Source organism: Acinetobacter sp. YH12145, assembly GCF_013418335.1.
In the GTDB taxonomy this organism is placed as follows: Bacteria; Pseudomonadota; Gammaproteobacteria; order Pseudomonadales; family Moraxellaceae; genus Acinetobacter; species Acinetobacter amyesii.
On sequence record NZ_VPCE01000007.1, the window covers coordinates 196,296 to 220,077 of the forward strand.

Sequence of the window (23,782 nt, forward strand, 5' to 3'; positions counted from 1 at the left end):
ATAAATATTCAGCAATTGCAAATGATCATTTCGGTTAACACAGCAGACATTAACAGCGCCACTACAGCGTAGCGTTTCAATCAAACGTTTTATTTCACACGGAGCAGTTCGTTCCAATTACTCAGATAAGCGGGGGAACACAGATTTTTCTTCATCCGCCATGTTGCAGCATCGTCCTGCGCTAAGCCGATCGAGACAAAATGATGCCCAAATTTTTTTTGAATATCGTCGATGGTGTCGGACAGTTTCAAACGGCTTTGTCTTAACGCCATATCGCAAAACAAATCTGGGGTAAAATTTTGTTTTGGAATGATTTCTAATAACACTACACCGGCTTTTTTATATTTAAATCCCGCTCTAAAGATTTTTTCGGCGGCACGCGTTGCTGCTTGGGTGATACTAATTAAGTCATCGGTATGCTCATTCAGTGTAATGGCCAGATAAGGTGCGTATTTTTCAGCAGAATTAAAGCGACTCGTTTGAATAAAAACTCCCACCATACGACATAGAGAATGATCTGCTCTTAAACGTGTGACGGCTCGCGCGATATATACACGAATAGAGGCCTTAATATCTTCCAGTTCGTAGACTGGCTGACCATAGGAACGACTACTGATAATTTGCTGTTTGCTCGGTGCTTCTTCTTCAATAGACAGACAAGATAGACCTTGCAGTTCCAAGACGGTTTTTTCCATCACCACACTAAATTTTTTTCGAATATCTTTAGGCTGTGCATTGATCAGATCTAAAACATAATGAATGCCAAGCTGATTCAGGGCTTTTGTATGATTGCGACCGACGCCCCAAACTTCATTGACTGGTGTCTGCGCAAGGAGTTGTTCTGAGGAACAAGGGTCCATTTCAACTAAATTGCACACACCGTTCAAATAAGCATTTTTTTTGGCAAAATGGTTGGCCATTTTGGCTTCCGTTTTAGAGCGACCAATCCCGACACAGCAGGTTAAACCTAGCCATTTTAGGATCGTATCTCGTATTTCTTTGGCATATAGGCTCAAATCAAACAGTTCTTGATAGGCAGTGAAATCTAAAAAACACTCATCGATCGAGTAAACTTCACGGTCTTCGGGGCCGACATACAGGCCTAAAATATTCATAAATCGATTCGACATTTCGGTGTAGAGAGCATAGTTACTCGACAACACCTGAACATGATGCTGTTGGATTAAATCCTGAATTTGATAGACCGGCACAGCCATTTTAATCCCGAGATCTTTGGCTTCCTGACTTCGAGATACAACACAGCCATCGTTATTGGACAGCACGACGACAGGGACATTATTGAGCTTTGGGTTAAAGACACGCTCACAACTGACGTAGCAGTTGTTAAGGTCAACTAACGCAAATATTTTATTTGCAGCTTTCATGGTGAATTCTTGTGTTTAGGTGTGTGATGAGCGCTTATAAAATTGCTTTAAATTAAAGGTCACAACACCCTGAACAACGATAGATTCGCTATCTGAAGGGATAATATGCGCATAGGCTGGATTTTCTGCTTTTAGCCAAATTTTGGGTAAGACTTTATTGGGGTCACCAAAAATGTCGGCAATTTCTTCTTTTGACATTTTTGCGGTGATCATCAATCGCTTTAAGGTGATTTCACGATTATCAATCAGTGCAACCACGATATCGCCATGTTTGGCTTCTAAGCTACGATCGACTAAAAAAGTATCATTAATTTCAAAACCGGCATTGAGTAAAGACTCGCTATCGACATGCGCAATAAATGTAGCGAGCGGGTTAATTACCAAATAATCATTTAGGTCTAAGACTTTTTCAAAAACATCTTTATTGGCGAAAGCTGGGCCAGCAGGAATACGTTCCAAGGCAACGGGAAGTTCAATACGGGTATTTTTCTGAACAGGCTGAACATTGAGCGAAGAATCCAAAAATGGATCCATAGATAGTTCTTGAGATTGCCTTTCAAGCAGGGCATTGATGGTGGGACTGGGTTTGCCATCTGCGCCCATGAGCTGTTGCAAAGACGACCAAGCTTCGTCCGAAAAATAAATCGGCAGTTTTTTTGACATATTTTGCTCCTACGCAACGTGGCGTGTTTGAAGAAAAGTACTTTTTTAGCATACGCGTTGAGCAGGTCATTTTTCAAATTTATAAAACCTTTAAAATCAAAGCTGCGACAAGTTTAGTCGTTTTAAATATTGTAAAAATCATCATCAGTTCAAAGAAAATGACGTTCTGTATTTTGAACATAGGGCACATTGCTGCCTAATTACAGAAAGTGGAATGACAACTAAAAATTTCAATAAACAACTCGTTTATTTGGCACAAACTTGGTAAGTTAAATTTTTCTATTCAGAAATAGACTTGATGAAAAATATATGGATTTTAGCTGCACTGACAGCATTTATGGCGGGTTGTAGCACAACACAGCAAACTGAAACGACATCAGAAAAAATTGGTATGGCAAATCCAGCCAGCCAGTATTGTGTAGAACAAAAAGGTAAACTTGAAATTCGTGATGAAGCAAATGCTCAGGTCGGGTATTGCCATCTGCCAAACGGACAAGTGGTTGAAGAGTGGGCATTATTCCGTAGTAGCCAAACTGAATGTGTAGCTGATAAGGCTAAGACGCTGATTGGCCAAGCAAAATTGACTGAAGATCAGATCAAGGCGATTAGCCAAGCTCAAATTGTCCGTTTAGTAAAACCTGGGCAGCCAGTAACAATGGATTATCGTGTAGAGCGCGTCACCGTCACTGTAAATCCAATCAATCAAAAGATTATTCAAGCAACTTGTGGTTAATTTAAACGCATAAAAAAGGCCCGAAAGGGCTTTTTTTGTTTGTTCGGTTGCGACTAATTTAAATGACAAATCCATTACGATCTTTTATATTGCCCCTCGTAAGGAGAAGTTCATGAAAAAGTTATTTGCTTTATCCGTTATGGTGGCTTTGGTCGGCTGTGCTGAAAAAAAACCATTAACCCCTGAAGAGCAGTGGCAGGGTTACTGCCGCAGTGTAGGTAATGCTGCACGTACGATTATGTTAGATCGTCAAAATGCAATTGAAAAAGACAAAGCAGTTGAGCATGCCAACAAAATTGAGGATGAAACCACCAAAGGATTTATCCTGAACATCATTGATGAAGTTTATGCCTTGCCGCAAGCTGAGATTAATACTGATGTTGAAAAAGCACGTGAAAAAATTCGTGCTGAGTTTACTGAAAAATGTATCGCAACACCGCATACCGAAATGCCAGATTATAAACCGTTCTAAGGAACGGTTTTTTATGCGAGAAAGCGCGTAAAGCAAAACCTAAAGGCTCTATTCAGCAGTGAGTAGTTACAACGGGGCAACTATCCGTTGTTTAGCCATATGATGGAGTTCATGCTTATTTTGCGAATGCATATTTATCTTCGGGTTACTTTGAATATGAGATGCTTAAAGATTTTTAAATAGCCTAAGCAGAGAGAAACACAAATTGTGACAACTTGCTAAATCATAAATATAGAAAAGCAAATCTTTTTAATGAATAATGAAATGGAGAATAAAAAACAGTAGAGGAGCAGAATATGGACGTTATAGGTTATATGCATCACTCAGATCTACTCCTAGAAGATGAACAAGGCGTAGCAATTATCGGTGGTGGGAACTACGTGCTCAGCATTGGAGATAAAGTCACATTACGCCAAAAAATAGATGAATTTTCTCAGCGTTATTTGGTCGATATCAGCTTTGCAAGTAATCAACATCAAACCACATGTCAGGACGAATGGTGCCTCAGATTTACAGGCGATCGAGCAGAACTTCAGCAATATATCACTGCAACCACTGTACACTAAGGTGGAATATCCAATACTGATAAAAACAGGCAACATTTAGTTGCCTTTTTTTGATGGTTAATTTTAGTCAAAAGTTAATATGCGCAAGAAAAGCGTGTTCTAAGTATTGATTTTGCTTAATGTATAAACGATATGAGGATCATTTATTTATAAAATAACGGGCATCACGAAGAAACACTTGTAGTGCATTAACTTTTAACTGGAATTTTAGTAAAATTTAGCAGTCCATATTATTTGCGTAGCTTTATTTAAAGCAGGAATACGTAAATAATTTTTTAAAAAAGAGGAATAACACCGTGCTAGAAGCTTACCGCCAACACGTTGAAGAACGTGCCGCACTCGGAGTCCCACCGAAGCCACTTGACGATGCTCAAACAGCTGCATTAGTTGAATTATTAAAAAACCCACCAGCTGGCGAAGAAGCATTTTTAGTTGATTTACTAGAAAACCGTGTTCCAGCGGGTGTTGACCAAGCTGCATACGTTAAAGCTGCTTTCTTAGCTGCTTTGGCAAAAGGTGAAGCGACTTCTCCACTAGTAACTAAAGAACGTGCGGTTTACCTACTAGGTACTATGCTTGGTGGTTATAACGTTGCTCCTTTAGTTGCACTTCTTGATGATGCAGAGCTTGGTGAATTAGCTGCTGACGCACTTAAGAAAACTCTTCTTGTATTTGATGCCTTCCACGACGTTGCTGATAAAGCAAAAGCGGGTAATGCGAATGCACAAGCAGTTATGCAATCTTGGGCAGATGCTGAATGGTTCACTAGCCGTAAAGACGTTCCTGAAGAAATCAAACTTACAGTTTTCAAAGTAACTGGTGAAACGAACACAGACGACTTGTCACCTGCACAAGACGCGTGGAGCCGTCCAGACATTCCGTTACATGCTAACGCAATGCTTAAAAACGTACGTGACGGTATCAATCCAGAAGTTCCTGGCGAAGTTGGTCCACTTAGCCAAATCAAAGAGCTTATCGCGAAAGGCAACCAAGTTGCTTACGTAGGTGACGTTGTTGGTACTGGTTCTTCTCGTAAGTCAGCAACTAACTCTGTACTTTGGTTCTTTGGTGACGAAATTGCTCACATTCCGAACAAAAAAGACGGTGGTTATTGCTTAGGTTCTAAAATCGCTCCGATTTTCTTCAACACTATGGAAGATGCTGGTGCATTGCCAGTAGAAATCGATGTTCAAAACATGAACATGGGCGACGAAATCACGCTTAAAATCGACCACGCTGCTGCTAAAGTAACTGCGTTCAAAGACGGCGTTCAAATCGCTGAATCTGAACTTAAAACTCCAGTTCTTTTAGATGAAGTACGTGCTGGTGGCCGTATCAACCTTATCGTTGGTCGTGGTTTAACAACTAAAGCTCGTGAAGCTCTTGGTCTTGCACCTTCAACTTTATTCCGTACTCCAGTTCAACCTGCAGCTACTGGTAAAGGCTTCACTCAAGCTCAAAAAATGGTTGGTCGCGCTTGTGGTCTTCCTGAAGGTCAAGGTGTACTTCCAGGTACTTACTGTGAACCTAAGATGACTACTGTTGGTTCTCAAGATACAACAGGTCCAATGACTCGTGACGAACTTAAAGATCTTGCTTGCCTAGGCTTCTCTGCTGACCTCGTTATGCAATCTTTCTGTCACACAGCTGCGTATCCAAAACCAGTTGACGTTCAAATGCAGCACACGCTTCCTGATTTCATTATGAACCGTGGTGGTGTTTCTCTACGTCCAGGCGACGGTATTATCCACTCTTGGTTAAACCGTATGCTTCTTCCAGATACAGTTGGTACTGGTGGTGACTCGCATACTCGTTTCCCAATTGGTATTTCTTTCCCAGCGGGTTCTGGTCTTGTAGCGTTTGCTGCTGCAACTGGCGTTATGCCACTAGACATGCCTGAGTCTGTTCTTGTTAAGTTCAAAGGTAAAATGCAACCTGGTATCACTCTACGTGACCTAGTACATGCGATTCCTTACGTTGCGATCCAACAAGGTGACTTAACTGTAGAGAAAAAAGGTAAGAAAAACATCTTCTCTGGCCGTATCCTTGAGATCGACCTTACAGAAATGGAAACTGACCTTACTGTTGAGCAAGCATTCGAACTTTCTGACGCATCTGCTGAACGTTCAGCTGCTGGTTGTTCTATCACGCTTTCTGAAGAGAAAGTTGCTGAATACCTTAAATCAAACATTACTATGTTGAAATGGATGATTTCTGAAGGTTATGGCGATGCTCGTACTATGGCGCGCCGTGTAGAAAACATGGAGAAATGGTTAGCGAACCCAAGCCTAATCAAAGCAGATCCAGATGCTGAATACACTAAAGTGTATGAAATTGACCTTTCTACAATCACTGAACCAGTTCTTTGCTGCCCGAACGACCCAGATGACGCTAAATTGCTTTCTGACGTTGCTGGTACAAAAATTGACGAAGTATTCGTTGGTTCATGTATGACTAACATCGGTCATTTCCGTGCAGCTGGTAAACTTCTAGACAAAGTTCCTGGTGGTTCTTTATCTACTCGTCTATGGTTGGCTCCTCCAACTCGTATGGACGAACGTCAATTGATGGAAGAAGGTTTCTACAACATCTATGGTAAAGCTGGCGCTCGTACAGAAATGCCAGGTTGTTCATTATGTATGGGTAACCAAGCACGTGTAGCTCCGAACACTACTTGTGTATCGACTTCTACTCGTAACTTCCCGAACCGTCTAGGTCAAGGTGCGAACGTTTACTTAGCTTCTGCTGAGCTTGCTTCTGTTGCTGCTGTACTTGGTAAATTACCAACTCCAGCTGAGTACCAAGAATACGCAGCTCAAATTGATAGCATGTCTGCTGACATCTACCAATACTTAAGCTTCGACAAAATGAGCGACTATACTGACGCTTCTAAAGATGTTGATACTAAGAAAATTGCTGCGGCTCAATTAAGCTAATTTGTTGAAAAATAAATTAAATTGAGTTAAAAATGAGGGCTGAGTAATCAGCCCTTATTTTATTATTAAAAGTATATTCCGAACTTTATACGTGTTTAAATTTAGTTAATTAGAATATTGTAAGTTGACTTCTGTCACTAGGTTTAAATTACTTTTAGAAAATATTAAGAAATAAATGATATTAAATTCACGGATTAGTTATGAACTTTAGAATGTATTTTTTACCTTTAGTTATTATAATTTTTTTAAACTCTTGTACCTCAAGCTCATCTGAACCATTAATTTTATCCGAACAGCAAGAGAAAAATACTTTGAATGAATATAAAGATATGCTGGAAAAGAAAAAGTATGAAGAAGCATATAAAAAATTATTAATTTTAGAAAATGTAAATAATATCAGTAGCTATGCTAAAAATGAGATTGGCAATTTTTATGAGAATGGAATTTATGTCGATAAAAATTTAGAATTAGCATTAAAATATTACGTTGAAGCTAGTAATAAAAATTATATTCCAGCTATTTATAATGTAGGAAGAGTTCGATTAGAACAAGGATATTATGCAGAAGCAGCATCAATTTTTAAGACGATTGAAAATGATAATTTCGCACCAGCTCTTAATTTAATAGGTGTGATGTATAATTATGGCTATAATTATGATGTAGATTTGGAAAATGCGCTGAAATATTATAAGAAGGCTGCTTTGCTAGGTAATCCAGATGCGCAGTTTAATATTGGCCAAATGTATTTTAAAGGAAATGGCGGTAATGAGGATTTTAAGGAGGCTTTCAAATGGTATACTTTGTCAGCAAATCAAAATTATTCTCTAGCGAAAATCCAATTAGCAACATTATATTTTAAAGGATATGGTGTGGAAGCTAATATTAATACAGCTATTAATATAATAAAGCCATTAGCAATAGATGGCCATCCAGATGCTATTTATAACTTAAGACTTTATTATAAAAAACTAAGTAATTCAAAAGATTATGAATACTGGGATAAAGTATGTAAAAAAACCCATGATTGTGATATTTGACTTTAAATTTTTTTAGAAGCGATAGGGTGAAAATTTATTTAAAAATCTAGATGATTTAGCTCATACTAGTTTCAATCAAGAATTTACTATTGGGTGTAGATTTCGGTAAAATATTAGTGATTTAAGTGATGATGTGAAAATGCCCAAACAATCCCGCTTTCTCTGCATAGGTGGTTTCCTTAACGGAACTCAAGTCAAAGACCAAGGTGACAGCTTTGTCTGTGTCGAAAATGGCAAACAGGTGAATTACTTCAAAAAAGAAATCTTTAACCAAGATGCGTGGGATCAAGATTACTATGTCTGTGAAACCACCAGTGATAAAGAAGCGCATAACTGGGTATTCGACATCAAATAATATCTCAAAAATCTTTCTTTATAGTCATAAATAGCCAATGCTCAGATCATCACATGCGCTGAGCATTTTTATTTATTTCAATTATTAGAGTTCAAAAAAGTGCTACAAATGAGGGTGTGAATAGCGTATTTACATTTTTCTAGCTGAAAAACTCCAATAATTATGTAAAAGGATAAATAAAATTGAGCACTTAAGATTAAATTATGAATTATGAGCTAGATGCTTTTTTGACAATTGTCGTGGCGGTTTTGGTTTTATTTATCGGTTATTTCTTCGTACACAAAATTTCCATCCTGAAAAAATACAACATTCCTGAACCTGTAGCAGGTGGTCTAGTTGCAGCTGTAATTACTTTTATATTATTTAAAAACTTTAATATCACCGTAAATTTTGATGCCAAAATTCAGCAAATATTCATGCTGATGTTCTTTACCTCTGTAGGCTTGAGCGCAAGTTTTGGTAAACTCAAAGAAGGCGGAAAGGCGCTGGTGCTGTTTTTAGGCTGTGTCATTGTATTTGTCATGCTGCAAAACATCGTCGGTATCAGCTTGGCCAAAGTTTTGGGACTGGACCCGCTTATCGGCTTAATTACAGGCTCCGTAACACTTACAGGTGGTCACGGTACAGCAGGCGCATGGGGTACAGTGTTTGAACAAGATCATGGTATACAAGGCGCAGTCGTACTCGGTATGGCAAGTGCAACCTTCGGCTTAGTCATTGGCGGCATGATGGGCGGGCCAGTGGCGAAATTCCTCATCCGCCGTTTTCAGTTGGCAGAAGAACTTGTACCGACAACAGGACGTAATGAAGCACCGCCTGCATCTGAAACGGCGCCTTTCGAATATCCTGAAAAAACCCGTTTAATTACCGCAGATGATGCCGTCAAAACGATGGGGATGTTTGCCATCTGTATCAGCTTTGCTTATTTCATGACAGAGTTTGCTCGTGGACAGTGGTTTGAGTTGCCTACATTCGTTTGGGCTTTAGCGTGTGGTGTATTTTTAAGAAACACCCTTGAACTTGGCTTTAAAATTGAAATGTTTGATCGCTGTATCGATGTCTTTGGTAATGCATCATTGGCGCTGTTTTTATCGATGGCGCTGATGTCATTGCAGCTCTGGTTATTGGCAGATCTTGCAGGCCCACTGGTGATTATTTTAATGGTACAAACCCTCGTTTTAGCACTGTATCTGTACTTTGTAACTTTTAGGATCATGGGAAAAAGCTATGATGCAGCAGTACTTTGTGCAGGGCAGTGCGGCGTAAACCTCGGTGCGACGCCTACAGCGATTGCCAATATTCAGGCAGTGACCAATACCTATGGGCCATCACATAAAGCCTTTTTGATTATTCCTTTGACAGGGGCATTCTTTGTAGATATTGTCAATGCTGTGGTCATTCAGGCAACGATAGGCTTCTTTGGTTAATACTATATATACAGCTTTAAAAAATGCTAAAGCATCTAGAGAGGGTGCTTTAGCATTTCATTTTTCACCATCTTATTGATCAAGAATAATAAACAATGAAAGTTTTAAAATATCATTTGCCTTACATCAAATTGTTCATGCTATTTGTATTAACAGCATTTCCATTTTCTATAACCTTTTCAGCCGAAATTGATGTCCGAAAGACCATCGTTCAAGCAAAAAATAACGATAAACAGGCGCTGTATGATTTGGCTGTACTGAAACATATAGGGCTAGAAGGTGTGGAGATTAATCTGCCTGAAGCCATAGCGCTGTATAAGCGTGCTTCTGCCTTAGGGCATCGCTCAGCAAATCAAAATTTGGGATTGATGTATTACAAAGGTGTAGGAGTAAAAGTAGATTATGCAGAAGCCGCAAAATGGTTTGAGATCGGTGCTGAAAGAAACTTAGATGATTCAAAGCGTATGCTTTTGATCATGAATAAATATGAACTCATTCCAAGGAATGATAAAAAATTTGAAAGCCTTTTAATTGAATTTGCTAATAAAGGTAAGCAGGAAGATATCGAACAATTAGCCGACTATTATTACTATACGAAGAATGATCTACTACTTGCAGAAAAACCTACAGTACTTTTAGCAGAAAAAGGATTGGCAAAGTATCAGCACCGGTTAGGCATGATTTATTATAGAGGTACAGATGGAAAGCCAAATTATAAAAAAGCTGCTGCATGGTTTAATTCGGCTTATGAGCAAGACCCTGTGAAAACATGTGAAATTCACAGTCTCGTTTTGTCAGAATTGAACAATGAAACACAACAATGTGAGCTGAGTAGAAAACAATAAAAAGCCCCATGGTTAGGGGCTAGTCGTATCACTCGCGTGATACTCATATAAGGCTCATCTCATACTGTGTATATTAAAGCATAAAATTGAAAAAAATGCTGAGTAAATTGACAGTTAAAACTTTGTTGTTTTAGGAAAAACCGATCGTTATACTTTGCTCTGAACATTTGTTCATTTCACTATAACCATAAAGAACTATATTGATGAAAGAATATAAAGTTGTTATCTATCAAGAAGGTATGCTGGGATCTTTGCTGCTTGGCTCTTCAAAAGTTGATCCTGTTAAATTCACCAATTTTTTAAATCAAAATGCACAGCAAGGTTGGGCGGTGATTACGATGGAAAAGGATATCCGTCGTATGCTGCTTTTTTGGAAGCGCGAAGCTTATGTAGTTGTTTTGGAGAGAGAAAAATGAAATACGGTGTCTTTAGTGCACTTATTATTTCAGTTTTATGGGGTTTATTAGCCATCGCTCAATTATGGTTTGAGTTGCTCAGTGTCGAAGTATTTACCAAACTAACCGTCACAGTAGCGATCTTAGAAGCCATCATTATTATTGCAACATTGGTCATACGTGAGTATTTGACAGATAAAAAATTGAAAAAAGATGGCTATATAGATTAGAACACATAAATAGGGCAATTGTGTGCTGAACTCAATTGCCTTAAAATTTAAAGTCATCTTATAGATTAGATCTATATTGGCTCATTACTCAATCATCATGAGGTCAGCACTGCTGGCAGATTTTAATTGTCGTAGCGCAAAAATGGAGCGGGTGTGGCGTATACCTTTCATAGAATATAAGTTTTTACGCAAAAAACGCTCATAGTGTTCAGCATTTTTAACTGCAACTTTCACCAAATAATCATAATCGCCAGTGACTAAATGGGCCTCTACCACTTCTGGCATATTGGCTAAAGTTTCACTAAATTGATCTAAAATTTCATCATCGTGACGTTCTAATGTGATTTCAATAAAGAATAATTCATTGATCCCAATCGATTTTGGATTAATGTTGGCTGTATAGCCGTCTATAATTTTTAAATTTTCTAAACGCTTTAAGCGTGTCCAACACGGCGAAGAGGAGAGACCAACACGTTCAGACAGCTGGGCTATGGTGAGTCGTCCATCTTCTCTTAATGCGGATAATATTAAGCGATCAATTCTGTCGAGGTTATGTCGTGCTTCACTCATGCCAAAATAGAATATAATTGAGAAAAAATAGTTATATCATTTTTTGCAATAGTCGGCTGATGAAAATAAGTACACTTGGACGTTCAGTGCAGATTTTAAAGATAGAAAAATAAAATATGTAAGGTGTTAGGCAGGGTGATTGAAGCTAAAAATAGAAAATATTGTGCAGTCCATAAAAAGACCACTCAGCCGGATTACTGACTGAGTGGCAAAAACTTAAGCGTGTAACTGTTGTTCAATGATCGGCCATAGGTTTTGATGTGACGATTTAAACATCAACATATGTCCGATGGCTTTATGACCTGTTTCTTTCGGTTTTAACTCAATCATTTGAGTCGAAGCATTCGGGTATAAGCGCAGCAAGTCTTTGACATTGGCTTCCGTGGCGATTTCGTCATCAGAGCTCCATACGGCAGTGATCGGGCAGCTCACTTGTTGATGAAAATCATGCTGAACAGTTTTGCCTAAGGCATTGATGACATAACCGGGTTTGCTACAAAATTCAGCCCATTCACGAGCAACATCTTTTGGCAAATTTTCACCCATGCCAATTGCATTGGTCGGGCCATAGCCAATGGTATAGCGTGCAATCGGGAAGATCACATTAAACATCACTGGAGCTAAAAGTTTGGTACGACCTTTAAGTTTTTTTACATGACCTGTAGAGCCAGAAACAGCAACCACTTTGGCAACTTTGTCAAAATTTGGCACGATACCTAATAATTGTCCGCCTGCGCTATGACCGAGTAATATGACTTTAGGCGCTTGCGTTTTACTGATTAAAGCGTCGATTGCCGCCGGGATATCAAGCTGCCCCCATTGAACAATACTTGCTGTCGATTCTTTTAGAGGGCTGTGTAGCGACTCACCAATACCACGAAAATCAAAAACTAAAACGTCATAGCCTTGTTGGCTCAACCATGTTGCATAACTATTATAAAATTGCTTGGTAATGCCTGTGGCTGGACAAATCAACACAGGTAAAACCTGTTTGAGCTCTGTCTGGTGTGGATAATAGCGCGCACTCAGTGAATAGCCGTCTTGGCAATGAATCGTGAGTTTTTCAGATGATGACATGATTCAAACTTCATGGGTGTGTTCCGATGACTCTAATCTACACAAGTTCCAAAAAGAAACCTGAAAAGAGTATGACTCTAAAGTCATGTCATAACAGGTTTGAAGCAATTACTATTGCAGTATAAATACAGATAAAAATAATGCGTGTAATTGAACAATGGATGTAAATTAAAAATGGACATGCTTCAACTTTCGGGTGCAGTAAAAATTGCGATAGTCTTTAGTGGGATTTATTTATGGGTAGGTATGCTCACGGGTGTGTGGAAATATGCACAAATAAGACAGTCTGAACTGGCACGTGCGCATTATTATGTCGATATTGCACATCGGAGCAGTTTGTTATACGCCCCAGCGACGCTTATTTTAGCGGTATTGGCCTATTTTTCAGCACTTCCTCACGCGCTCAATTTACTCTTTGTAATCATCAATCTGTTCTTTTTTAGCTTTTCGATTTTAAGCTATATACTGCATGGCTATTTAGCCGATACCACCAATCAATTTAAAGTCCCGCACGTCTTAGGCAAATGGCATTTACCTAAATGGATGATGAGTATGGCAATGCTTGGATTGGTGATTGGTGAGTTAATTGCAACACTCGGATTGCTCTTTGGAGTCATCGTTAAATTTTGGTTTTAAGCAAAGTAGTATCAATCATAAATAGTACCAATTAGATTGGAAGCTAATCAGGAGATAAAAGCTTTTAAAGTGCAGACGATGGCTATGTAGAAGAATTTATAAAACAAAATTTGAAGTTCTGCAGAATTGAAAATTTATGAGAAAAGGCTGATGATTTTCTGGTTATTTTAGGGATTATTTGTATTGTTATTTAAAAAGGATTAAATGATCGAGAAGGTAGGGATTGGCATCTTTTCTTTTTTCAAGATGGATGATGCCTCATCCATCTTCTAACTTAAAATTCTGTTGATTTTTGCTTTCGATATTTGTGGTCAATGACTGCCCATAAATAAAAGGCTACAGAGACAATAAGCGCATAAGCAAAATATTCAGGTCTTAAATTTCCTTGTATTAAGCCTTGAATAAGTAGTGTCAGCATGAGAGCAATAGTGGTGCTTGTATAGGTCACCATGTTCTTATTTGCCTTCAGAGCGTTAATGAAGAATTGCTTTTTGAAATGTACTGATAACATCTCCACCCCTCCGTGTTGTTGTTTAGCCAAAACCCATGATTTTGGTCAGGTTTGAACTACTGTTGTACTTCGAAACTAGAAGTATTTCAATAGTAAATGTCATTATTTTGTCATAAAACTATGTTAGATCATCATATAAGAATAATCATTTTATTCATATACTAAATATTATGAATCTAAAGGTGTTGACTGGTGAGTAAAATGGTCGATGCATAATATCTATGTATGAATAAGCAATATATATACCAACACGGGTATATCGGCTTTATGACAAGAAACCGCCTAGCTTACAGTCTGAATCGGGCTTAATCATGGATTTTGTGTACGGTGTATTTTGCAGAAAGTATTTGTATTTTAACTATTATTATATTTTGTAGCCAAAGGGCTGGCTTTTTTTCTCATCATGAAAATAAAACTTTATTTAAAAGTTCAATGACTTAGGATTATTGCGCTGTAGTAGGACAAATAAATGTCAGTTTGGGTAAAACTCGACAATTATTGGTCACAGGTAAAATCGTCATTCGGGTAAAACTCCGATTTTAGACAGGTCAAAAAAGGTTATTTTTTAACTTTGTCAATTACAGCAGCAATAATCAGCACAATCACAGAAGGGATCAGCCATGCTAAATTTTGTTGAGCAAGCGGTAGATTGGCAATAAAGCTTGGAAGTGCATCTTCGAAACCAGCCACTTTTAAACCATCAAAAATACCGAAAATAAACGCACATGCGGTAACAGGCGCAATAACTCTTGATGGTGAAATAAACCATTTAGAGCAGAAGCTCAGTAGGATAACGGCAATCGCAGGTGGATAAATCGCACTTAAAACAGGCACTGAAACTGCAATGAGTTTGGTTAAACCTAAGTTTGAAATCAGTAGTGAGAAACCAACTAAAATGAACACAAAAACTTTGTATGGAATTTTAGTCAATTCTGAGAAATATTCAGCACATGCGCAGGTTAAGCCAATCGCGGTCACCATACATGCAACAAAGATCATTGCAGATAGGAAATAAGCGCCCATATCACCAAAAGCATGTTGTACATATGCATGCAGGATCACTGCACCATTTGTTGCGTTTGGAGCAATATCATGGCTGCCCATACCGAGTTTGAATAAACTGATATAAACCAGGGTAAGACCAATACCTGAAATAATACTGGCAATAACAGCATACTTGGTGACGAGCTTACTATTCGTTACGCCGCGTGAAGTAATGGCTTTGACGATCACAATACCAAAAACTAAAGCGCCTAAGGTATCCATGGTTAAATAACCATTTACTACACCTTCAGAAACTGGTGCAGTTACGTAGTTATCAATTGCAGGTGGAATCACACCGGCAGGGATAAAGAACGCAGAGATACCCAGTATAACGAGGCCTAAAATCTTGAGTGGTGAAAGGAAATAACCTACGGTATCTAAAATTTTATTTGGGTAAAGTGAAACAATCGTCACCAATGCAAAATAAATCACGCTATAAATCAGCAGACTGTTTGCGCTGTTACCAAAATAAGAAGAGAAACCAATTTCATATGAAACGGTAGCTGTACGAGGTGTTGCAAATAAAGGTCCAACAGCTAAGTAACACGCGACAGTAAGGATAATGCTGGCTACTTTACCCAAAGGCGAACTTAAAACTTGAATAGAACCTTCAACACGCGACAAAGCAATAATCGTGATGACAGGTAGACCAACTGCGGTGATTAAGAAACCAAATGCAGCTAACCAAACATGTTCACCCGCTTGCTGTGCGACAATTGGTGGGAAAATAATGTTACCTGCACCAATAAACAGTGCGAAGGTCATAAAACCTAAGGCAACAATATCCCGTGTACGAAGACTTGTCATAAAGGGGAGATGAACTGTGAAAAAAGGCAATTTTAGTGCAATTAAGCTCGTTTTTGGAGCAAAATTTATAAATCGTATAGATAGTTTTTATAATACGAATTATGAATATATTGACAGATAAAATAATGTTTTATTTATGTTTATGATAAATAAAAGAAATTTATTGTATATAAATTTTTTATAGGAATATGTTTAGCGATTAAGATTTATCAGATATAAATCAATTGTTCTAATTTTCAGCACTAAATAGGATGCTATAAGCCGAATAAATGCAGAAATATTGGCTGAATAAAACAAAAAAAATCTAAAAGGTCTATAATTCGGTGTATTCAAATTTGAGGATATTCAGATGAAAGCTTCCAAAATCACGATTAAAACCGAGCAAGATATTGAAAAATTACGCATTTCAGGTCGTTTAGCTGCTCAGGTTTTAGAGATGATCGGGGAGTATGTCAAGCCGGGCGTGACCACTGAATATCTAGACGATATCTGTAATGATTTTATCGTCAACACACTTAAAGTGATTCCTGCCAACGTTGGCTACTATGGCTATACCAAAACCACCTGTATTTCACCGAATGAAGTGGTTTGTCATGGTATTCCTTCGAAAGAAACTGTATTGAAAGATGGTGACATTATCAATATTGATGTTGCCATCATTAAAGATGGTTATTTTGGTGATACCAGTCGTATGTACTATGTGGGTGAGGTTTCGCCTGCGGCTAAAAAGTTAGTGGAAACTACCTACGAAGCCATGGTTGCAGGGATTCATGCAGTTAAACCGGGAGCAACTTTGGGGGATGTAGGCTATGCCATTCAACAAGTTGCTCATCGTGAAGGCTACAGCATTGTACGTGAATACTGTGGTCACGGGATTGGTAAAGTTTATCATGAGCAACCAAGCGTTTTACACTATGGTCAACCGGGTCAAGGTGTCATTCTGAAAAAAGGCATGGTCTTTACCATTGAACCGATGATTAATAGCGGTAAAGCGCGTACTAAAGAGTTAAAAGACGGCTGGACAGTAATTACTGCAGACCGTTCTTTATCGGCACAGTGGGAACATATGGTTGTTGTAACCGATACTGGTTTTGAGTTGTTATCTCCATGGCCAGAGGGTACAGGCGAATATCCCGCGATCTAAGCTCTGTAGTGTTGTTAATGCCATATCTGCTGTGTCCAAATGATTGAAGTTAAATAAAATTATACAGTTGTATATTTTTTGACTTTAGTCTAGGATTTCGTGGTGGTTATGGGCGTTATCGTTTTTAAGACTAACTACATTTCTCTAAGTCTTAATTTGTAAGGCTTTGCCTATAGCTCAAAAAATCAGTTAGAGCTATTAACGATTTAATAAAGATGTATTTTATTTATACAATAGCCCTACAGATTCTGCTGTAGTTTCTGATTTTACTTAGTTTTTAAGTTTTCGCTTACCCATCACATGGGTGAGCTTTTTTTTTTGCTTAAAATTTAGCGTGTTCATGTTGGCTGAGTTTTTCAACTAAGTAATCAATGAATACACGTACAGCAGGTAGTAAGCCACGACGAGATGGATAAACTGCATGGAAAATACCATGTGCAGCTTTCCATTCAGGTAGTACACGAACCAAAGCACCTGATTTCACGTGATCGGACACAATACTGTCGGGTAATAACGCCACGCCACAATCTTGGCAGGCCAGTGCAGCTAACATAGACAGGTCAGAGCCCATCACGGTTGGGTTAACTTTGATTTTTTTCTGATGATGCTGTGCATCGGTCACAATAATATGTTGATCGAGATGCTCATCCGCCATACTTAATATTTGATGCTGAGATAAATCTTCAGGTTGTTTGAGTTCGCCAAATTTATTCAGATACGCCTGACTGGCAAATAAGTGCTGCTCAATCGTTTCAAATTTACGAATGACTAAATTGGGGTCGTCGTCTAGATTTGAACGTACACGTAGCGCAAGATCGAAGCCTTCATTAATGATATCTACGCGTCGATTGGTCACCATCATTTGCACTTTGATTTCTGGATATTGCTTTAAAAATTCAGGCAATATTTTGGTCATTTCATTTTGCGCGATGGAAACAGGTAAGCTGACTTTAATTAAGCCGCGCGGCTGCGTACTGAGATGATCAACCAAATCATGTGCGGCTTGAGCGGCATTCATCATAACTTGTGCATGGCGATAGATATTCATACCAATATCTGTAACAGCAAAATGTCGTGAGCTACGTTGAATCAGGCGGACACCTAAACGTTCTTCTAAGTTATAGACTCGACGACTCAGTTTTGATTTTGGAATATCTGTTGCACGTTCGGCTGCACTAAAACCACCATGTTCGACCACTTGGGCAAAACAATAAAAATCATCTAGATCACTCAGCACTGTTCTTATTCCATATTTGCAACGATTTTGCTAATTAACTTGAATTGTTTCATGAAGTCAATCACGTTTTGTAGTTTTTCATGTGAGAAGGTTGAGCAAAATTGCCAAGACTAAAGTCGGGTTAACCTTATAATCGTTTCACATTAGCATGACCAAACAATAAATGTGGTGTATACATCTTTTAAATAACCGAATTTGAAGGATGTGATTTGAGTGTCGTCCTGATATATTCAAATAAAAGACCATTATGAAAGAAATTCGACATTAAAGGACAATGTCATGGAATTAAGACATTTACGTTACTTTGTCGCCGTTGTAGAAGAACAGAGTTTTACGAAGGCTGCTGAAAAGCTATTTATTGCTCAACCTCCTTTAAGTCGTCAAATTCAAAATTTAGAAGAAGAGTTGGGTGCACAGCTTTTTGAGCGTGGCAGTCGTCCTTTGAGAACCACCACCATTGGCCGTTTCTTTTATCAGCAAGCCGTGAAATTACTTTCCAATGCAGAAGAAATTAAGCTCATTACGCAGCGGGCCAGTGCTACTGAACGCACGATTAATATCGGTTATGGCGGTTCGCTACTCTGTGGTTTATTACCTCGAATTGTTTATTTGTTCCGTCAGCAATATCCACACTTAAATGTAAATTTAATTGAACTGAGTGCAGTTGATCAGATTCAGGCATTAAAAGAAGGTCGGGTTGATGCATGCTTTAGCCGAGTTCGGGTGTCGGATCAGGCGGTTAAACGTGTGCTATTGCGTGAAGAGCCACTAATTGTTGCGGTGCATTCGAGTCATCCTTTATCTTCACAGCAGCAGATTGCATTAAATAATCTCAAAGATGAGCAGATTTTTATCTATCCAGCAACGGATGGTCAAAGTTATGCAACGCTGATCAAGTCGTTGTTTTTAGAATATGGTATGGAGCCGAAACGCTTTAACACTCAAGCAGATTTGCAGCAATCACTGGGTATGGTCGCTGCGGGCGAAGGCATTTGTATTGTTCCTGAATCTGTACAAATTATGCAGTTTAGGCATGTGAATTATGTGAAATTATCGGATAGTGCGGCCATTAGCCAAATTTATTTGATTGTGCGAAATGATGATGAAGGGGAATTGGCGCGTCCTTTATTTGACTGTGTTTACCAAGTGTATGACTTAGAAGCAATTGAATATGATCGTCGAGTTTTCTAACATTTGTTTTAAAATTAATATTGATGTTAATTTCGAAATTCAATTTAGAAGCAAACAGTTAATTTACATCATCCTGCATATAAAAAGCAGGCTCAATCTTGAAAGTTTTGAGCCTATTTTTTTCAGTCTTATAGGGTTACTTGTTTTAAGAACTTGGTGATTTCACGGCTAAATTTGACCGGTTCACTGATTAATGGAGTGTGTCCCGATTTTTTAAAAATAATCTGCTCAGCATTGACTAGGCTGTCAGCAATAATTTTTTGACCTTGGGCAGGATAGAGGATCGATTTTGCACCGGTGAAAAAAGTCGTCGGTGCGGTGAGTGCGGCAATGGCTTCACGATAATCTTCAGTATGGTTTAAATAATTTTGAATATACCAATATAAATAGGCCACACTTTGTGAAGGTAACATCAGCTTCTGTAAAGTTGGTTGTTGGTATGCAAAACGGAAAGCGGATAAAGCATAAGGATTGCTATTTTGTAAGTCTATAAACCTTAACCAAGCGTCGACCAGACCTTGACGGTCATGTTTATTCATCTGCTGTGCAAATGGCACGGAGAGGTTGGTTGCAAGTACCTTCGATATGTCTTCTAAAATACTCAAAAACTCAGTGTAGCGTTTGCCATATAAACCATATTGCCAATCTTCATCTACTCGAATTTTAGGCGTTTGATCGATGTGCAAATAACGTTTAATTTTTTCAGCAAACTGACCGTATTTTAAACCGTGCATGGTGGTCGTTGCCCCCATGGAGTAGGCAATGACCGTGATTTTATCGTAACCAAGTTGGGAAACTAAGCTGTCAATATCTCGCCAATGGCTTGAAATGGTATCCATATTAGGAATTTGACAATGTTTAGAGCCGCCAAATCCACGCCAGTCTGGAATGATAAATTTAAAATGCTTTCGGTGTTGATATAGAAAAGGGTGCCATTGCCAACTTTGCATGCCGAGCCCAGATAAAACCAGGATGGGTTCTCCTTGACCATATTCACGAACATATAGTTGTTGTTGATCTGGCATTGTATAGTGCGGCATGCGGCTTCCTATTTATTTTTTTGTTTTAGCGATTAAATTTATGCAACTGTGGAATGATGGTTTCGAGCCATTTGATCCAACCGATTTCCAAATCTATCCCAAGCTGTAAAATCATTTTATGAATGTACAAAGTACGGTCTTCATCATGCGCATGTGCAAAGTCTTTTGCAAAAATAGACTGGTACACTTTTAGTTTTTCTTTGTGAATTTCAAGATGGCGCTCTAATTCGGGTAATACGCCATTTGTACCCAGCTGAGCTTCTGCACGTAAACGGACCATTAACTCTTCACGTAATTGAGCAGGAGGGCTTTGCTCAACCATCCAATTGGCTAATTCAACACGTCCAAGCTGTTCAACTTGGTAGGTTTTTTTACGGGTTGTGCTGTGCTCATCTTCAATGGTACTGATCCAGCCTTTTTGCTGCATACCACTGAGTTCACGGTAGATTTGCTGATGTGTTGCATTCCAAAAAAAGCCCATAGAGCGGTCAAAACGGCGTGCAAGGTCAATTCCTGTGCTCGGTTTTTCAAGTAAGCTCGTGAGTAAAACATGGGCTAAAGACATATATGGCTCAGTCAAAATAGTTTTGTACTTTTTATTATGCAACATGTTGCATAAAAATCAAATCTCGCATATAAATTAGTGCAACAAGTTGCAAAAGCTTGTGTGCGTAGATGGAAATAGAAAGCTCGTATACAAGCAAAGATAAAAATAGCCAGCTTTTCAGCACGCTAAGGAGAAAAAATGTCAAATTATCCAAATTTATTGGCACCACTAGATTTAGGTTTTACAACGCTAAAGAACCGTGTATTGATGGGTTCTATGCATATCGGCCTTGAAGAAGCACCGGGTGGCTATGAACGCATGGCAGCTTTTTACGCTGAGCGTGCGAAAGGTGGTGTAGGTCTGATTGTAACTGGTGGTATTTCTCCCAATGATGATGGTGTGACATTTGCTGGTGGCTCAAAATTAGATTCTTTAGAAGAAGCAGAAAAACATAAAGTGATTACGCAGGCGGTACATGATGCTGGCGGTAAAATTGCGATGCAGATTTTGCATACAGGTCGCTACTCGTATCAAGCCAATAATGTTGCACCTTCATCAATTCAAGCGCCAATTAACCCAGTAAAACCGCAAGCTTTAAGCACAGCAGACGTCGAACGCACGATCAATGATTTTGCCAAATGTGCTCAGTTAGCACAGACAGCGGGTTATGACGGTGTAGAAGTCATGGGGTCAGAAGGTTATTTAATTAATGAGTTTATTGCTGCACGTACCAACCACCGTGATGATGAATGGGGTGGCAGTTATGAAAACCGGATTCGTTTTCCAATTGAGATCGTGCGTCGTACGCGTGAAATAGTTGGTGAAAATTTTATTATTATTTACCGTCTTTCTATGCTGGATCTGGTTGAAGGTGGTTCGACTTTCGAAGAAGTTGTGCAACTTGCAAAAGCCATTGAAAAAGCCGGTGCAACTATTATCAATACCGGTATTGGTTGGCATGAAGCGCGTATTCCGACCATTGCAACCAAAGTGCCGCGTGCTGCATTTACATGGGTGACCAAGAAATTAAAAGGTCTTGTGAATGTTCCTTTAATCACCTCAAACCGTATTAACACTCCTGAAATGGCTGAACATGTTCTTGCATCAGGTGATGCAGATATGGTGTCCATGGCACGTCCAATGCTGGCTGACCCATGTTTTGTAGAAAAAGCAGAACAAGGTCGTAGTGATGAAATTAATACCTGTATTGGTTGTAACCAAGCCTGCCTAGATCATATTTTCTCAATGAAAATTGCAACATGTTTGGTTAACCCTCAAGCTTGCTATGAAACTGAACTGATTTTTAAAGAATCTGCACAGGTGAAAAATATTGCTGTGATTGGTGCGGGACCTGCAGGTTTAAGCTTTGCAACTTATGCTGCAGAGCGTGGTCATAACATAACTATTTTTGAAGCATCGAGCCAAATTGGTGGACAGTTTAATATTGCGAAAACGATTCCTGGTAAAGAAGAGTTTTATGAAACGTTGCGTTATTTCAAACGTAAAATAGAACTATTGCCTCAGATTAAATTGGTATTGAACCATACAGCAACGTATGAAGAATTAGCTCAGTCTGATTTTGATGACATCGTGGTGGCGACGGGTGTAACACCGCGTCAGTTAGATATAGATGGTATTGATCATCCAAAAGTATTGAGTTATTTACAAGTTTTACGTGAACGTCAACCTGTTGGCAAACGTGTAGCAATCATTGGTGCAGGCGGTATTGGTTTCGATACGGCTGAATATTTAACGCATGAAGGTGAAAGCGGTAGCCTCAATCCTGAGAAATTTTATGATGAATGGGGAATTGATACCACGTATACACAAGTCGGTGGCTTGAAACATCCAGACGTCGAAGAGTCGCCGCGTGAAGTGTATTTATTGCAACGTAAGGCTAAATCGGTTGGTGCTGGCTTAGGTAAAACCACGGGTTGGATTCACCGTACAGGTTTGAAACACCGCGATGTGAAAATGATTGCGGGTGCAAGCTACGACAAAATTGATGATCAAGGTTTGCATATTACCGTTGATGGTCAACCACGTATTTTAGATGTTGATCATGTGGTGATTTGTGCAGGTCAGGAATCCTATACCGCGATGTATGAACAGCTACAAGCAGATGGGAAAAATGTGCATTTGATTGGTGGTGCGAAAGAAGCTGGTGAGTTAGATGCTAAACGTGCGATTCGTCAAGGTGCAGATTTGGCTGCAGTGATTTAATCAGCCTCATACTAAACCACGACAACTTCATTCAATTTAATATGCAGTTGTCGTGCTTCCTCTCCATTTGGGAGAGGAGTTTGAGGAAAGGGAAATGATTCATCAAAAAAAAAGGACATAAACATGACTATTGAAACAACAAAAAAATCTGTTGCACGTTGGCACGAAATGCTTAACACACGGGATATGAATATTTTAAATGAACTCTTGGCAGAGGATGTGGTGTTTCGTTCACCTGTCGCGTTTAACCCATATCCAGGTAAGCCTGTAGTAACTTTTATTTTGACCAATGTGATTCAAATTTTTGAAAATTTTACCTATCACCGTGAGTTTTACTCAGAAGATGGTTTAAACGTGGTGCTTGAGTTTTCTGCCAATGTTGGCGAGAAAAAGTTAAAAGGGATCGACATGATTCAGTTTAATGAACAAGGTCAGATGATTGATTTTGAAGTCATGCTTCGTCCAAAAAGTGGCTTGGAAGCATTGGCGGCGAAAATGGGTGAGCGCATTATGCAATATCAGCCTTAACTCTGCTGATTTTTAAATGCTCATCACAGAATGATAAAAAGCATGATGGATATTGTCATGCTTTTTGCTTTTGAGGCTTAAGCAAACAAATATTGCTAGCGAGATATGGTTTTGTAGATACATTTTTTTAATGGGCATTGTTAGTCAAGGTGAAAAGATTGAAATGATTTGCTGTGATGCGAA

General features: G+C 38.8%; 24 protein-coding genes. 15 read left to right on the forward strand and 9 right to left on the reverse strand.

The window, feature by feature from the left end:
• Positions 1 to 89: 89 nt before the first annotated feature.
• Both FTU80_RS09720 and FTU80_RS09725 read right to left on the reverse strand, forming a co-directional pair.
• A complete protein-coding gene (locus FTU80_RS09720) occupies positions 90 to 1,385 on the reverse strand; it encodes a Y-family DNA polymerase (protein WP_180084904.1) in 1,296 nt (431 codons plus the stop codon).
• Positions 1,386 to 1,400: 15 nt separating this feature from the next.
• A complete protein-coding gene (locus FTU80_RS09725) occupies positions 1,401 to 2,048 on the reverse strand; it encodes a LexA family transcriptional regulator (protein WP_078193940.1) in 648 nt (215 codons plus the stop codon).
• Positions 2,049 to 2,346: 298 nt separating this feature from the next.
• On the opposite strand from FTU80_RS09725, the gene FTU80_RS09730 reads away from it, so the two are divergent.
• The 10 genes from FTU80_RS09730 (at position 2,347) to FTU80_RS09775 (ending at position 11,044) form a co-directional block, all read left to right on the forward strand.
• Entirely contained in the window at positions 2,347 to 2,781 is a 435-nt protein-coding gene (locus FTU80_RS09730) for an I78 family peptidase inhibitor (protein WP_180084905.1), read from the forward strand.
• A 112-nt stretch (positions 2,782 to 2,893) separates the two neighbouring features.
• Entirely contained in the window at positions 2,894 to 3,253 is a 360-nt protein-coding gene (locus FTU80_RS09735) for a hypothetical protein (RefSeq protein ID WP_078193938.1), read from the forward strand.
• A gap of 296 nt (positions 3,254 to 3,549) precedes the next feature.
• Positions 3,550 to 3,819: a hypothetical protein gene (locus FTU80_RS09740; protein WP_078193937.1), complete on the forward strand. Its 270-nt coding sequence runs from the start codon at positions 3,550 to 3,552 to the stop codon at positions 3,817 to 3,819.
• A 296-nt stretch (positions 3,820 to 4,115) separates the two neighbouring features.
• Positions 4,116 to 6,755 carry a bifunctional aconitate hydratase 2/2-methylisocitrate dehydratase gene (locus FTU80_RS09745; protein ID WP_180084906.1) on the forward strand — a complete coding sequence of 880 codons (2,640 nt, stop codon included), beginning with the start codon at positions 4,116 to 4,118 and terminating at the stop codon, positions 6,753 to 6,755.
• Positions 6,756 to 6,955: 200 nt separating this feature from the next.
• On the forward strand, positions 6,956 to 7,792 hold the full coding sequence (locus FTU80_RS09750; RefSeq protein ID WP_180035787.1) for a tetratricopeptide repeat protein: 837 nt from the start codon (positions 6,956 to 6,958) through the stop codon (positions 7,790 to 7,792).
• A gap of 139 nt (positions 7,793 to 7,931) precedes the next feature.
• Positions 7,932 to 8,147, forward strand: a complete 216-nt coding sequence (locus tag FTU80_RS09755) for a hypothetical protein (protein ID WP_180084907.1) — start codon at positions 7,932 to 7,934, stop codon at positions 8,145 to 8,147.
• Positions 8,148 to 8,350: 203 nt separating this feature from the next.
• Positions 8,351 to 9,574 (forward strand): sodium/glutamate symporter, encoded by a 1,224-nt coding sequence (gene gltS / locus FTU80_RS09760; protein ID WP_180084908.1) that lies wholly within the window; start codon positions 8,351 to 8,353, stop codon positions 9,572 to 9,574.
• A 95-nt stretch (positions 9,575 to 9,669) separates the two neighbouring features.
• Complete coding sequence (locus FTU80_RS09765) at positions 9,670 to 10,419, forward strand: tetratricopeptide repeat protein (protein WP_180084909.1); 750 nt, start codon at positions 9,670 to 9,672, stop codon at positions 10,417 to 10,419.
• 203 nt (positions 10,420 to 10,622) lie between these two features.
• Positions 10,623 to 10,835: a DUF4177 domain-containing protein gene (locus FTU80_RS09770; protein WP_078193931.1), complete on the forward strand. Its 213-nt coding sequence runs from the start codon at positions 10,623 to 10,625 to the stop codon at positions 10,833 to 10,835.
• On the forward strand, positions 10,832 to 11,044 hold the full coding sequence (locus FTU80_RS09775) for a hypothetical protein (RefSeq protein ID WP_180004964.1): 213 nt from the start codon (positions 10,832 to 10,834) through the stop codon (positions 11,042 to 11,044). Before FTU80_RS09770 ends, FTU80_RS09775 begins: the two co-directional genes overlap by 4 nt.
• Before the next feature lie 84 nt (positions 11,045 to 11,128).
• Here the strand turns inward: FTU80_RS09775 and FTU80_RS09780 are convergent, their stop codons facing one another.
• Together FTU80_RS09780 and FTU80_RS09785 are read right to left on the reverse strand one after the other, a co-directional pair.
• Entirely contained in the window at positions 11,129 to 11,614 is a 486-nt protein-coding gene (locus tag FTU80_RS09780) for an Lrp/AsnC family transcriptional regulator (RefSeq protein ID WP_078188537.1), read from the reverse strand.
• Between the two features lie 216 nt (positions 11,615 to 11,830).
• Positions 11,831 to 12,691 carry an alpha/beta fold hydrolase gene (locus FTU80_RS09785; RefSeq protein WP_180063817.1) on the reverse strand — a complete coding sequence of 287 codons (861 nt, stop codon included), beginning with the start codon at positions 12,689 to 12,691 and terminating at the stop codon, positions 11,831 to 11,833.
• Between the two features lie 174 nt (positions 12,692 to 12,865).
• Here FTU80_RS09785 and FTU80_RS09790 point away from each other — a divergent pair, with 174 nt between their 5' ends.
• Positions 12,866 to 13,327 carry a hypothetical protein gene (locus tag FTU80_RS09790; RefSeq protein ID WP_180084910.1) on the forward strand — a complete coding sequence of 154 codons (462 nt, stop codon included), beginning with the start codon at positions 12,866 to 12,868 and terminating at the stop codon, positions 13,325 to 13,327.
• Between the two features lie 274 nt (positions 13,328 to 13,601).
• Here the strand turns inward: FTU80_RS09790 and FTU80_RS09795 are convergent, their stop codons facing one another.
• Positions 13,602 to 13,838 (reverse strand): hypothetical protein, encoded by a 237-nt coding sequence (locus tag FTU80_RS09795; RefSeq protein ID WP_078188534.1) that lies wholly within the window; start codon positions 13,836 to 13,838, stop codon positions 13,602 to 13,604.
• Between the two features lie 558 nt (positions 13,839 to 14,396).
• Positions 14,397 to 15,689 (reverse strand): branched-chain amino acid transport system II carrier protein, encoded by a 1,293-nt coding sequence (gene brnQ / locus FTU80_RS09800; protein ID WP_180084911.1) that lies wholly within the window; start codon positions 15,687 to 15,689, stop codon positions 14,397 to 14,399.
• A gap of 349 nt (positions 15,690 to 16,038) precedes the next feature.
• Between brnQ and map the strand changes: the two genes are divergently transcribed.
• Positions 16,039 to 16,833, forward strand: coding sequence for a type I methionyl aminopeptidase (map, locus tag FTU80_RS09805; RefSeq protein WP_078193926.1), 795 nt, complete (start codon positions 16,039 to 16,041; stop codon positions 16,831 to 16,833).
• A 322-nt stretch (positions 16,834 to 17,155) separates the two neighbouring features.
• On the opposite strand, the gene FTU80_RS09810 is transcribed toward map, so the two are convergent.
• Positions 17,156 to 18,070 (reverse strand): LysR substrate-binding domain-containing protein, encoded by a 915-nt coding sequence (locus tag FTU80_RS09810; protein ID WP_180084912.1) that lies wholly within the window; start codon positions 18,068 to 18,070, stop codon positions 17,156 to 17,158.
• Between the two features lie 279 nt (positions 18,071 to 18,349).
• Between FTU80_RS09810 and FTU80_RS09815 the strand changes: the two genes are divergently transcribed.
• On the forward strand, positions 18,350 to 19,261 hold the full coding sequence (locus tag FTU80_RS09815; protein WP_078188530.1) for a LysR family transcriptional regulator: 912 nt from the start codon (positions 18,350 to 18,352) through the stop codon (positions 19,259 to 19,261).
• A 128-nt stretch (positions 19,262 to 19,389) separates the two neighbouring features.
• On the opposite strand, the gene FTU80_RS09820 is transcribed toward FTU80_RS09815, so the two are convergent.
• Positions 19,390 to 20,301, reverse strand: coding sequence for an alpha/beta fold hydrolase (locus tag FTU80_RS09820; RefSeq protein WP_180084913.1), 912 nt, complete (start codon positions 20,299 to 20,301; stop codon positions 19,390 to 19,392).
• Positions 20,302 to 20,326: 25 nt separating this feature from the next.
• A complete protein-coding gene (locus FTU80_RS09825; protein WP_180022122.1) occupies positions 20,327 to 20,866 on the reverse strand; it encodes a PadR family transcriptional regulator in 540 nt (179 codons plus the stop codon).
• Positions 20,867 to 21,046: 180 nt separating this feature from the next.
• On the opposite strand from FTU80_RS09825, the gene FTU80_RS09830 reads away from it, so the two are divergent.
• Together FTU80_RS09830 and FTU80_RS09835 are read left to right on the forward strand one after the other, a co-directional pair.
• Positions 21,047 to 23,071: an NADPH-dependent 2,4-dienoyl-CoA reductase gene (locus FTU80_RS09830; RefSeq protein WP_180084914.1), complete on the forward strand. Its 2,025-nt coding sequence runs from the start codon at positions 21,047 to 21,049 to the stop codon at positions 23,069 to 23,071.
• A gap of 123 nt (positions 23,072 to 23,194) precedes the next feature.
• The gene (locus FTU80_RS09835) at positions 23,195 to 23,599 is read left to right on the forward strand and encodes a nuclear transport factor 2 family protein (RefSeq protein WP_078193923.1); all 405 of its coding nucleotides are present in this window, start codon (positions 23,195 to 23,197) and stop codon (positions 23,597 to 23,599) included.
• Positions 23,600 to 23,782: the final 183 nt, after the last annotated feature.